Raw genomic sequence first — 11,511 nt, forward strand, 5'->3', positions numbered from 1 at the left:
AGGCCGCGGCACCGGGGATCAGCCATGCGCCACGTACTGTTCGGCCCCGCCTCGGACCCTGGTCACCGGGCGCGGCAACGCGGGTCGGCACCGTCACGAGCGCCCCGAGGTGCGGCGGCTCACGTAGAGCGCGAGGGCGCCCAGCACAAGCAGGCCGCGGTACTGCGAGGAGGGATTCTCGCCGCCCAGAGCGCGGCCGCGGCGCACCTGACTGACCTGGACCGAAATCTGACGGTTCGACATGTCGTCGGCGAGGGCGCGCAGTTGCTCACCGGCGGTGGTGCAGGCCAGCAGGCCCTCCAGGGATCGGCGGGCCATCTGCTGCGGGGAGAGCGTCTCCCTGATGAGGTTCAGGATGATGCCGTAGATCTCCTTCTCGAACACGTCGCGGATCACCAGCTCGGGGGCGATGCGGCGGACCGATCCCTCCAGGTTGGCGAAGGACTTGCCGAGCAGGGAGATGGACGGGCTGGAGGCGATGCCGCGACGAGAGGCCTTCTCCAGGCACGAGGTCAGCACGACGCCGAAGTTGAGGTCGGCCAGTGAGGCGAAGGCGACCTTCGGGACCAGCGCCGCCATGTCCGACGAGAAGCCGGGGATGTCGGACCAAGGGGTGGTGCGGCCCATCTCGGTCCAGGCCTTCGCCAGGCCGTGCCCGTCGTTCTGCCCCACGGCCGCCAGCGCGAGCAGCAGGCGCATGCTGGTCCGCTGGTCGATCCGTCCGACCATGCCCCAGTCGATCAGGGTGGCCGGCCCTCCCGGGGCCACGAAGACGTTCCCGGGGTGCGGATCGGCGTGGTAGAAGCGGTCGATGAAGTAGCCGCGGTACATGAAGGCCAACAGTTCCCGGCCGATGGCCATGCGTTCCCGGTCGCCCAGGGTGGCAGGGTCGATCCGTCCCACCGAGGTCCCGGGTGCCATCGACTGCACCAGCACGCCCGGGGTGGCCGCGACGACCTCCGGAACGGCCAGGTAGCGGAACTTGCCCACCGAGGCGCGGGCCTGGTCCATGTTGGCGGCTTCCTTGGTGAAGTCCAACTCCGGTTCCATCGCGTCGAAGATGTTCCCGAGCATGGATTCCAGGTCGACGACCGAGCTGAACCGCGGTGCCCCGCGGGCGACCATGCGGGCCGCCCGGCGCAGCAGCGCCATGTCGGCGAGGACCGTCTCGCGGATGCCGGGGCGCTGCAGCTTGATCACTCCGAGGCGCCCTCCGCTCAGCGTGACCCGGTGCACCTGGGCGAGCGAGGCTGCGCCGAGCGGACGGAGCGTGTCGATGTCGTCGAACAACCGCTTCCAGTTGGGCCCGAGGTTCTCCGCCAGCACCGGCTCGAACTCGTGGAACGGCTGCACGTCGACCTCGTCGTGCATGTTCTCGAACTCGGCGATCATCGTCGGTGACACCATGTCGGGCCGGGTGGAGAGGATCTGGCCGATCTTCACGTAGAAGGGCCCGAGGCTCTCCAGCGCCTGCCGCACGGCCTTGGCGCGCCGCTGCTCGCGCTCCAGGCCGCTGTGGGCTTCGGAACGGTGGGCGCGGGACCACCCCACGTCCTCGGCGATCAGGTGTCCGAGCACTTTGGCCACGGTCCGCAGCCGGTTGCCAACCATACGGGCCACCGCGGGCCCCCTTCCTCGTCCGCCAGACCATGTCCATAGAAGTCCGCTGATGTCCGCGTGCCCGGTGTCGGCCGGGTGCGCGGTGGTACCAGGCCGGTACGGGGAGGGTTACCGGCCTGGCACACTCGGGCCCTGTCGTGGCGTCCGTCCTCCGCGCAGGGGGCGGTCAGCTGCCCTTCGCCCCCGGCACGACCTGGGAGAGGACTCCTCCGGCGGCCCCCGCGGCTCCCAGCAGCGGCTGCATGCTCTTCAACGCGCCGACCAGCGTGTTCAGCAATTCGGTGAGCTGCTGGAGCTGCTGAGGAAGCGCGGCCAGGCCCTCCGCGGCCCCGGCGGTCGCCTGGACCGGTGCGGTGAACCCGCCGACGGCACCCAGGGGGTTGGCCACCCCCCCCAGCGCCAGCGGGTTGGCCACACCCCCCAGTGCCGCCAGCGGGTTGGCCGCGGCCGCTGCCCCGGCCCCGGGGTTGATCGCGGAGAGCAGGGCCAGTTGTGCCAACGGGTTCGAGTTCTTGTTCTTGTCCTTGTCCTTCTTCTTGCCGCTTCCGCCCAGGCCCTGCAACGCCGCCATCGCCGCTACGCTCTGCAGCGCCGCCGGAGGCAGGGCGGCCAGGGAGTGGACCGGGAGGCCGAGGAGGCCGTCGTTGTCGTTGTCGTTGTCGTCGTCATCGTCGCGGTCGAGGAGTTCGTCCCACGCCGTCTTGTAGTCATCGGCCATGTTGCCGATGAAGTCCTTGATCGTGTCTGCGGTTCCCATGGGTCATGGTCCTTCCGGGTTGAGGGTTCGGCGGCCCCGGGGAATCGGAGCCGCGCGACAAGGTGGGCTCACACGCCGTCGACGGCGACGATGTCGCTGACGGAGTCGGCCCTGCGCAGCTCTGCGAGCTCCTGGTACTCGGCCGAGTAAAACCATTTCCTGGCGGATTCGCGGTCCGGGAACTCGATGACGACGGTGCGCCCCGGCCAGCGGCCTTCCAGCTCTTCGGCCGTCCCCCCTTGGGCGAGGAATCGGCCGTCATAGGGGGTGAGCGTGGTGCCGACCCGCTTGAGGTACCTGATGAATCCGAGGCTCATCGTGACGTCCTGTACGTGGGCGACGACGTAGGCGGTCACCTCGGCATCACTTCGCAGCTGTCTTCTCGGTGAGCAATTCGTGCGTCATACGAGGTGACTTGGCCCCTCGTAGCTCCTCCTCGGTGATGGAGACGCCGTACCGCTCCTCAAGGGCGAGCTGCATCTCCAGCGCCAGCAGGGAGTCGAGGCCCAGGTCCTTGACGTACTCGGCGTCGTCGGTCACCTCGGCCACGTCGAGATCGAGGACCTCGGCGATGATCGCTCGCAGCTGCTCCATGTCGACGGCGGTGGCATTGATCGCGGTGTCATTGGTCATCTGTCTCTCCTCGTCATGATGGTTCTCGGGTGTTGTCTGCGGGCAGCGGGCAGCGGGCGGACCCGCGGCGCCTCCCTTTACGCCGCCCGTTCCGGGCTCACCAGAGCCAGCGCGCAGGAGCCGTCACGGCATGCGGTGGCCACCAGGTGCGGGGGGCCGGGGCGGGCCAGGCCGCGGGAGACGTGGAGCATCGGCAGCAGCGCCCCGGCGCCCGGCGGGACCACATCGACCTCGGCACCGAGCGAGCGGATCTGCTCGGCGACGGCGGTGCCCACCGGGGAGTCGTCGGCGATGAGGCGGGTGGGCGGGGCCGCCTCGGGATCGGGGAGCAGACGGGCGAACGCATCGCCGACGGCCTGCCTGGCGGTGTGCGATGCCACGGGGGCGGTCGGGGAGGCGTGGGGGAGGAAGAAGGTGACCACACGACAGGTTCCGTGGCCGGTCCTGCCGCGCGCGGCGGCCGCGGCCCGGGGTTCGAGGACGAGGACGGCGGCGCCCGCCTCCGAGATGTCGTGGCCCGGTTGGTGCGGCGGCAGGGCCTCCTCCACGGCTCCGGCCAGGAACATGGTGGACCGTCCGGCGGTCACGGCCCGGGTCCCGGCGAGCACGGCCTCCAGACCTGCCGTCTGCGGTGTGGTGACGGTGAGGTTCCAGCCCTTGAGACCATGCTCCATGGCGACCCGGCTGGGGATGGTGTTCGTGGCGAAGAACGGGGCGGTCGCCGGGCTGAGCTTCTCGGCCCCGGAGGTGGTCATCGTCTCGTCCATGGCGTCGAGCAGGGCGGTGACCGCGTTGTTGGTGCCGACCGCCATCCCCCGCCGGCTCTCCGGCACCGGGGAGAGCGGGTCGTCCGCGTCCGCGAGCGCCCGACGGGTTGCGGCCAGCAGGTAACGGCACGACGGCGGCAGGTACTTGTAGCCGCGCCCGCCCAGCTCGGCCGCGAGGTCGAACCAGGGTTCGCCGGTGATGGGCGGGCGGACCGCGTCGAGGGCGAGCCGGGCGGGGTCCCGGCCCCACGGGGAGGTGGTGCCGATCCCGGTCACGACGAGTTCCGCTGCGCTCATGGCGTGGCTCCTTCCAGGACCAGGGAGATGTTGTTGCCGCCGAACGCGAAGGCGTTGACGAGTACGTGGCGACCCGTGAGCCTCACGGGTGTGCCCTGCGGCAAGCTGAGCCGGCAGTCGGGATCCTGGCCGTCGCCGAGCGCCACGTTGGGCGGAACGGTCCCGCGATCCAGGACGAGCGCGGCGGTGAGGGCCCCCAATGCCCCGGCCGCACCGGCGGTGTGGCCGGTCAGCGCCTTGAGGCTGAAGACGGGCAGCCGGGCGACGCGCTCGCCGAAGACGGCGCCGAGAACCCTGCTCTCCACCACGTCGTTCAGCCGGGTCCCAGTGCCGTGCGGTACGACGCAGCCGACCGACTCCGCCGACGCGCCGGCGTCGGCCAGCGCCTCGGCCATCGCCCGCCGGATCTCCTCGCCCTGCGGTTCGGGCGCCGTCAGGTGGTGGGCGTCGCAACTCCAGCCGGCGCCCGCCAGCTTGGCGTAGTGGCGCCGGGCGCCTCGGCGGCGGGCGTGGTCGGCCGACTCCAGCACCAGGACCGCGGCGCCCTCACCGAAGACGGTCCCCTTGCGGTCGCGGTGGAAGGGACGGCAGGCATGCGGGTCGACGGCGCCCATGCGGTCGAAGCACCCCAGGGTCACCCTGGCGTACGCCTCCGCGCCCCCGGCCACCACCACCTCGGCTTCCCCGGCGCGGATCATGTCCATCGCCATGCCCAGGCCGTAGCCACTGGCCGAACAGGCGTTGGCGACGCTCGCCGCGCCGCCGGTCGAGCCCAGCGCGGTGGCCACCGCGGAGGCGACCGTGTGGCTCGAGGCGTAGGGCAGGTCGGGGTCGAGGGGACGCCGGGTTCGTTCGGTGTTCCCGCCTCCGGTGCCGATGACCACGGTGCTGCGGGCGGTCTCCTCGAGGGTGAGCCCGGCGTCGGCGACGGCCTCGCGGGCCGCGGTCAGGGCGAGGCGGGAGGCCCGGCCGTAGACGTCCGCGTCCGGGTCCGTGTCCCGGTCCGGGGCAGGGCCGGGCGGCGGGCCGGTCTCGGCGAGGTGGAAGAGCGGCACCCGAACCCGGGCACCGGGGTCGCCGACGCGCTGCGGGCGGCTGTCCGGTGCGGCGCACAGCGCCTGCCACATGGCCTCTACGCCCAGGCCGAGGCAGGAGACGGCTCCGGCTCCGGTGATCAGTACCTCTGTCATCGTGCTCCTCTTCCTCTCACGACGCTTCCTCCCACGACGCTTCCTCCCATGACGCCCGACGTCGGTGCTTCAGAGCTGGGCCGGTCCGTATCGGTGGCCCGGTGGCGATGGGCGCCACGGCCGCTCAAGTGGTGGTGAGCAGGACCGCGGCGGCCGCGTCGTCCGTCGCGCCGCCCCCCGCCGCGGCCAGTGCGGTGGGCTCGGCGTCGCGATGGCGCCCCGGATCGGCGAGCCAGGCCGTGGCCGCGGCACACTGCAGCACCCCGAGGGCGCCCGAGGCGGACGGCAGCGTCCGGCCGAGATCGCAGACGTCGCCGAACCCCACGCCGGCCGGGGCTCTTTCGGCCCGAGCCCCACCCTGCGGGGGCAGCCAGAGGCCGACCCGGGCGCGGCCGTTCGTCGCCACGCCGACCGTGGTCGTCAGATCCCGCCGCCTGGCATATCCGGCGACCGCCGCACGTGCCCCGCGTTCGCGGGCTTCGGCGGAGGCGGACGACTCCAGTACGAGAGCGCCCGCGCCGTCCAGCAACCGGGCTGGGGCGTCACCCCCGGCCAGTTGCTCGACCACCGCGTTGGCGGGTTCCACGCCGATGACCAGCACCCGTGCCACTCGGCCCGTCTCCACGGCGAGCGTGGCCCAGCCGACGGCGTCCAGCCCCGACGTGGCGCCGTTGCACAGCGTGAAGTTGGCGCCGCGCAGCCCGAACCGGATGGCCACGCTGGAGGCGATGACGTTGCTGGACGCGTTGGGGAGGTCCAGCGCGGAGATGCCCGCGGTGCCATCGCGGGAGAGTCTTTCGGCTACTCGGCACACCGTGTCCAGATTGCCGAGGTTGGAGCTGACCACTGTGCCGACCGTCTCCCCCGGCACGCACAGCCCTTCGTCGTCCAGGAGCCCGGCATCTGCCAGCGCCAAGGTCGCGGCGGCGAAGGCGAGCATGGTCGCGCGGTCCTTGTTCCGTGCACCTCTGCCGCTCGGCAGCCGCTCCGGGCCGACGCGTCCGGCACCTTCGAGGGGTTCGGGCGCCAGCAGGTCCGCCGCGTGCTTGACACCGGGGAGTACGACACCGGCCCCGGTCACCAGCGCGGTCGCCGTCCCGCGTCGCGTCCCAGTCCGCTGCTCAGGCCCCATCTCAGGCCGCCTTCCCGACGATCGCGGCTGCGTTGAGGCCACCGAAGCCGAACGCGTTGACCTGGGCGGTCGTCAACCCCGGTGCCTCGACCGGCCCTTCCGTGGTGAACCGCAGAACCGACGCCGGGCCGATCGGGTCGCGCAGACCGACGGTGGGCGGCACCCGACCGGTCCGCAGGCTCTCCACCGCGATCACTGTGCCGAGCAGCCCCGAGCAGCCGGAGGTGTGCCCGGTCATCGCCTCGACCGCGGTCACCAGCGGGCCCCCGCCATGGCCGCACGGTTCGAACACGCGCGCCAGCGCCTCCGCTTCGGCCGCGTCGTTGGCGAGAGTTCCGGTGCCCTGGGCGCAGACGAGGTTGACGTCGGCCGGTCCGATCCCGGCCCGTTCGTGCGCCTGCCGGAGCGTGGTCAGCATCCCCTCTACGTCCGGTGCGGTGACGTGGCGGGCATCGCAATGCAGGCCGACGGAGCGCAGTACGGCGCGCCCCGGCCCGTTGCGGCGCAGCACCAGCGCGACGGCGCCGTCGCCCAGCAGCTGACCCTGGCGGTCCCGGTCGAAGGGCCGCACGGCTCGCGGGGCCGCGGTCTGTACCCGGTCCAGCAGGCCGTACATGCTGGCCGTGATCGTGTCGGCGGCGGCCACCACCACCGTGTCGGCCCGATCGGCGGCGAGCAGGTCGGCGGCGAGCCCCAGTGTGTACAGCGACGCGGAGCAGGCCCCGGCGAAGGTGTGGGTGTCGCAGGCGCCGAACCGCTCCCGCAGCGCCCGGCCGAAGTGCAGGTCTTCCAGGTCGAACGAGGCCCGGCCGAGCCAGGCCAGCTCCACCGAACGCAGTTCCCGCAGGCCCGTGCCGATCAGGATCGGCACGTCGGACAGGTCCTCGGTCAGACCGGCGTCCCGCGCCGCTTCGGCCACCGCCCGGCAGAGCCACTGGGTGGCCAGCCGCGGGGTGTCGGGCCCGGGGCGGTCGCCGATCTCGAAGGCGTGCCGGGTCCGCAGCCGCGTGGTGTCGAAGGCCCGCAGCTCGCCCAAGCCGGTCCGGGCGGCGCACAGCGCCTCGAAGACCTCCCGGGTGTTCGCGCCGACGCTGGTCACCAGGCCCGTACCGGCGATCGCCCAGGCCGTCCCCGGGCCGTCGGACGACTGCGCCGGTGATGTCGGCTTCGCGTGTGCGGTGGTCATCCGTTCCGCCCCGTTGTTGTCGCCTCCGTGGACAGAGCCCGGGCCACCTGGTCGGCGAGCCCACGGATCGTCGGGGCGTCGTCGAACGACGGGTTCACCGCCGAGCCCAGTTCGGTGCCGAGCCGGGCGATGACGTCGATGAGGATCAGTGAGTCGACACCGAGGTGGAAAAGGTTCTCGTCCACGCCGGGCAGCTCGCCGTCGTCCTGTTCGAGGATGTCGGCGACCTGGAGGCGCAGGAACTCCTGGAGCAGCGCGCTGCGTTCGGGGCCCGCGACTGTCTCGATCCGTCGGCGCAGCGTGCCGGAGTCCGGCTCCGGGGCCCGCGGAGTTGTGGCACTCCGGCGGGCGATCGGCTCGGCCCAGTGCCGACGTCGTTCGAACGGGTATGTGGGCAGTCCCACTCGGCGGCGCCTGCCCGGGGCGTACCAGGCGGACCAGTCGACCTGGGCGCCGCAGGTCCAGGCCTCCGCCAGGGCGTGCAGCAGGACCTCGGTGACGCACGTCCCGGCCCGGCCGAAGACGTCGAGGTCGATCGCGACCAGCCCCGCGTCCTTCAGCAGGGCGGCGGTCGCCTGGTGGTCGATCCCGGCCGCAGACGACCGGGACCAGGTCCGTGGCGCGGCGGCCTGGTGTGAAGGCAACCAGTCCCGGCCGGAACCCAGGCTGAGCGGGAGCCCCGGTTCGGGCAGGCGGCGGGAGCCGAGTTCGCCGCCTGCGACGAGCGTGAGCGCGGCACGCAGGTCGAGGACTCCGGCCAGGCATCCCGCGACGGCCTGCCCCGGCCCCGAGCCCACCAGGGCGCCCGGCCGCACGTTCCACTCCCGGCACACCCTGGCCAGCGCGTACTGGGTGGTGAACGCTGCGATGTGCGCGCCCTCCCCGCCCGTCAGCAGCGCCTCGGGATCGGGGGCGCGCCCGGTGTCCAGGGCGGTGGCGCACGAGGCCACCGCGTCGCGGAAGACGGCGAGTTCGCGGTAGAGGTCCAGCGCGCCGGGCACCGGCTCGCTCCCGCCGCCGGGAAAGACCAAGGCGAACCGTGCGGTGCCCTCTTCGCCCGACCCGGTCCGCACCCGGCCGGGGTCGAGGACCGCCAGGGAGAGCGCGGCGTCCTTGAGATCCGTGCAGACCACCGCCCGCCGGTGGACATGGTGGCCGCGTCCCACGGCCAGCGTGTGGGCGACCGCGGTGAGGTCCAGTCCAGGGTGGTGCCTGAGGTGGCGGGCGAGTTCGCCGGTGGCGCGGGAGAGTGCCTCGGGGGTACGGGCCGAGAGCACCAGCAGTTCGGCGGCGCGGCCCGGCGCTGCCGCGGGTGCCGGGGGCGGCTCCTGCAGAACGGCGTGGGCGTTGGTACCGCCGACGCCGAACGAACTCACCCCGGCCCGCCGGGGCCCGGGACCGGCCGGCCATGTCGCGGTCCCGGTGCCGACGGTGAATGGCCCGGCGGTGAAGTCGATGTCGGGGTTCGGGGTCCTGAAGTGGAGGCTCGGCACGAGCGTGCGGTGGCGCAGCATCAGGGCCGTCTTGATCAGTCCCGCCATACCGGCGGCCGTGTCCAGGTGGCCGATGTTGGTCTTGACCGAGCCGAGCAGGGTACGCGGACTGTCTTCCTTTGTCCGGCCGCCGCCGAACGCCTCGGTGAGTGCGGCGACTTCGATGGGGTCGCCCAGCGGGGTGCCGGTGCCGTGTGCCTCGACGTACGAGATCGTCTCCGGCGGGCAGTCCGCGACGCGCTGCGCCTCCCTGATCACCGCCGCCTGGCGCTCGACGCTCGGGGCGGTGTAACCCGGCTTGGTGGAACCGTCGTTGTTGATCGCCGTGCCCTTGATCACGGCGTGAATCGTGTCGCCGTCGGCCACCGCGTCACTCAGCCGCTTCAGGACGACGACACCGACCCCGCTGCCGATCACCGTGCCCTGGGCGTCGGCGTCGAAGGCGCGGCAGTGGCCGTCCGGGGAGAAGATCATCCCCTCCTGGTGGAGATACCCCTCGTACTGCGGAACCCGCAGGTGAACGGCGCCCGCGAGGGCGAGCCCGCACTCCCCGGCCAGCAGGCTGAGGCAGGCCAGGTGCACCGCGACCAGCGACGTGGAGCACGCGGTGTTGACACTGAGGCTCGGGCCGCGCAGATCGAGTTTGTACGAGACGCGGGTGGCCAGGAAGTCCTTGTCGTTGGCGAGCATGAGCCGGTAGCGGTTGACGGAGGACCCGTCGGCGTACCGGTCGGCGAGGTTGTCCAGCAGATAGGTGTTCATACCCGCCCCGGCGAAGACCCCGATCTCGCCGGGGTAGGTGGCCGGGGCGTAGCCGGCGTCCTCCAGGGCGGTCAGCGAGCACTCCAGGAAGTGGCGGTGTTGCGGGTCCAGGATCTCGGCCTCGTCCGCCGGGATCCGGAAGTGCTCGGCGTCGAACAGTTCGATGTCCGGTAGGATCTGCCCCGCCTTGACGTAACCGGGACGGGACAGTTCCTCTTCGGTGAGACCGGCGGCCAGCAGTTCCTCGTCGGAGAAGAACGTCGTGCTCTCCCGCCCTCCCCGCAGGTTCCGCCAGAAGGCGTCCACCGAGTCGGCGCCGGGTAACCGGCAGGCCATCCCGACGATCGCCACGTCGCAGTCCTTGATGTCGTCGGCCCTGTGCGTCATCTCTCCCCCAACGGCCCTAGAGCGCGATGTCCAGCTCGGCGGCGACGTCCCGCATGCCGAGGAATTCGTGTGCAACGAACCGTGCGGCCTCCTCGGGAGCCTCCAACTCCCGAAAGATCCCGATCAGTTCACGCTCGTGCTCGGTGGGGTCTCCCCGGCCCTCCGCGATCTCCATCACGACGCGTTTCATCCGCTCCTCGATCCGCGGGAGATCGGCACCGGGTGGGAAGGCGATGCTGAAGGTGGAGCGGTCGTAGGTCTCGTCACGGTGCACCGCGCGCCGCTGAGTGGCCGCGTTGAGCTTGTAGAACATGCAGTCCCAATTCTTGAACGCGTAGTAGTTGAGCAGCGGGAAGAGCGTGCAGTGCGTCTCCATCGGCGAGGAGGCGTACAGCCCCTTGGCCTTCAGTTCCGCGACGATGCGATCCGGGTCGTAGGCGTAGCGCATGGCGATGAACGGGAAGACGATCTTCGGGATGTCGGCCTCATCGGCGAAGAGCAGCTGCTCGACCTCGCCTCGGAAGAACTCGTCCGTCAGCCGCGCCCCGAAGGCCCGGTAGAACCCCCGGATCACCTCACGCGCGTCGGACTCCATGGTGAGGATCTGCTGCGGATCGGCGCACAGGGCGATGTACGGGATCTTGTGCCGGAATGCGTAGAGGATCGCGCGGATGACGAAGAAGGACCGGCACGAGACGCACGGCAGCTTCTCGTCCAGATACTTGCCGGGTTTCGCGGCCGGCCGGTTGAAGACCTCCCGCATCATCTTCTTGATGGTGTCGTCGTCCGAGTCCAGGACGAAGGTCGCCGGGATCCGCTCCCGGGCGAGTCGGATGTTGTCGGCGGCGTGCGCGCTCTCGAAGGGCACGTCGAAGGTGTAGGAGAGCACGCGTTTGCCGTACTCGTTGACGAACTTGTCCAGCATGTAGGTGCTGTCCTTGCCGCCGCTGTACATGAACAGGCAGTCGTGCTCCCCGTGCGGGTTGGGACCGCTGCGGGTGAACTCCTCGAAGACCCTCTTGGTGTAGGCGAAGTTCTCCACCAGGTCGCCGGCGATGTCCAGCTTGCACAGGCTGCACACCCCGTCGTCGCCCAGCGTGATACCGGGATGGCCGTCCTTCAGGGCACAGATGGTGCACATGCGCATGGAATCCTCCTCGTGTGGTCCGGGTCCGGTAGGTGCGCGCGGCCGTGGGACTCTGCGGTGATCCGGACGATCTGTCGGCCGGCGGCTCGGGCGTCGTCCGCCAGGTCGCCCGAGCCCTGTCGTCCGGCCCGCCCGAGAGC

The 11,511-nt window shown here is 71.5% G+C and carries 10 protein-coding genes; all 10 read right to left on the reverse strand.

What is annotated here, in order from left to right:
- Nucleotides 1-93 precede the first annotated feature (93 nt).
- Nucleotides 94-1,611, reverse strand: coding sequence for an ABC1 kinase family protein (locus tag ABT114_RS03340; protein ID WP_502987277.1), 1,518 nt, complete (start codon nucleotides 1,609-1,611; stop codon nucleotides 94-96).
- A gap of 175 nt (nucleotides 1,612-1,786) precedes the next feature.
- Entirely contained in the window at nucleotides 1,787-2,377 is a 591-nt protein-coding gene (locus tag ABT114_RS03345; RefSeq protein WP_351138000.1) for a hypothetical protein, read from the reverse strand.
- A gap of 68 nt (nucleotides 2,378-2,445) precedes the next feature.
- A complete protein-coding gene (locus tag ABT114_RS03350; protein WP_351138002.1) occupies nucleotides 2,446-2,733 on the reverse strand; it encodes a DUF1330 domain-containing protein in 288 nt (95 codons plus the stop codon).
- A gap of 7 nt (nucleotides 2,734-2,740) precedes the next feature.
- Entirely contained in the window at nucleotides 2,741-3,010 is a 270-nt protein-coding gene (locus tag ABT114_RS03355) for an acyl carrier protein (protein WP_351138004.1), read from the reverse strand.
- 77 nt (nucleotides 3,011-3,087) lie between these two features.
- Nucleotides 3,088-4,074: a beta-ketoacyl synthase N-terminal-like domain-containing protein gene (locus ABT114_RS03360; protein WP_351138006.1), complete on the reverse strand. Its 987-nt coding sequence runs from the start codon at nucleotides 4,072-4,074 to the stop codon at nucleotides 3,088-3,090.
- A complete protein-coding gene (locus ABT114_RS03365; RefSeq protein WP_351138008.1) occupies nucleotides 4,071-5,264 on the reverse strand; it encodes a beta-ketoacyl-[acyl-carrier-protein] synthase family protein in 1,194 nt (397 codons plus the stop codon). The genes ABT114_RS03360 and ABT114_RS03365 overlap by 4 nt, the downstream gene beginning before the upstream one ends.
- A 124-nt stretch (nucleotides 5,265-5,388) precedes the next feature.
- A complete protein-coding gene (locus ABT114_RS03370; RefSeq protein ID WP_351138009.1) occupies nucleotides 5,389-6,396 on the reverse strand; it encodes a beta-ketoacyl synthase N-terminal-like domain-containing protein in 1,008 nt (335 codons plus the stop codon).
- Between the two features lies 1 nt (nucleotide 6,397).
- Nucleotides 6,398-7,582 (reverse strand): beta-ketoacyl synthase N-terminal-like domain-containing protein, encoded by a 1,185-nt coding sequence (locus ABT114_RS03375; protein ID WP_351138011.1) that lies wholly within the window; start codon nucleotides 7,580-7,582, stop codon nucleotides 6,398-6,400.
- Complete coding sequence (locus tag ABT114_RS03380) at nucleotides 7,579-10,224, reverse strand: type I polyketide synthase (RefSeq protein WP_351138012.1); 2,646 nt, start codon at nucleotides 10,222-10,224, stop codon at nucleotides 7,579-7,581. The genes ABT114_RS03375 and ABT114_RS03380 overlap by 4 nt, the downstream gene beginning before the upstream one ends.
- Nucleotides 10,225-10,240: 16 nt before the next feature.
- Complete coding sequence (locus ABT114_RS03385; RefSeq protein WP_351138013.1) at nucleotides 10,241-11,371, reverse strand: adenine nucleotide alpha hydrolase family protein; 1,131 nt, start codon at nucleotides 11,369-11,371, stop codon at nucleotides 10,241-10,243.
- Nucleotides 11,372-11,511 lie beyond the last annotated feature (140 nt).

Origin of the sequence: Streptomyces sp. NPDC002088 (assembly GCF_040296605.1) — a bacterium.
Classification (GTDB): Bacteria; Actinomycetota; Actinomycetes; order Streptomycetales; family Streptomycetaceae; genus Streptomyces.

Bases quoted from the DNA above. Each gene is read 5' to 3' on its own strand.
- ABT114_RS03340 (WP_502987277.1), bottom strand. From the start codon at position 1,611: ATGGTTGGCAACCGGCTGCGGACCGTGGCCAAAGTGCTCGGACACCTG.
- ABT114_RS03355 (WP_351138004.1), bottom strand. From the start codon at position 3,010: ATGACCAATGACACCGCGATCAATGCCACCGCCGTCGACATGGAGCAG.
- ABT114_RS03385 (WP_351138013.1), bottom strand. From the start codon at position 11,371: ATGCGCATGTGCACCATCTGTGCCCTGAAGGACGGCCATCCCGGTATC.
- ABT114_RS03345 (WP_351138000.1), bottom strand. From the start codon at position 2,377: ATGGGAACCGCAGACACGATCAAGGACTTCATCGGCAACATGGCCGAT.
- ABT114_RS03370 (WP_351138009.1), bottom strand. From the start codon at position 6,396: ATGGGGCCTGAGCAGCGGACTGGGACGCGACGCGGGACGGCGACCGCG.
- ABT114_RS03380 (WP_351138012.1), bottom strand. From the start codon at position 10,224: ATGACGCACAGGGCCGACGACATCAAGGACTGCGACGTGGCGATCGTC.
- ABT114_RS03365 (WP_351138008.1), bottom strand. From the start codon at position 5,264: ATGACAGAGGTACTGATCACCGGAGCCGGAGCCGTCTCCTGCCTCGGC.
- ABT114_RS03375 (WP_351138011.1), bottom strand. From the start codon at position 7,582: ATGACCACCGCACACGCGAAGCCGACATCACCGGCGCAGTCGTCCGAC.
- ABT114_RS03360 (WP_351138006.1), bottom strand. From the start codon at position 4,074: ATGAGCGCAGCGGAACTCGTCGTGACCGGGATCGGCACCACCTCCCCG.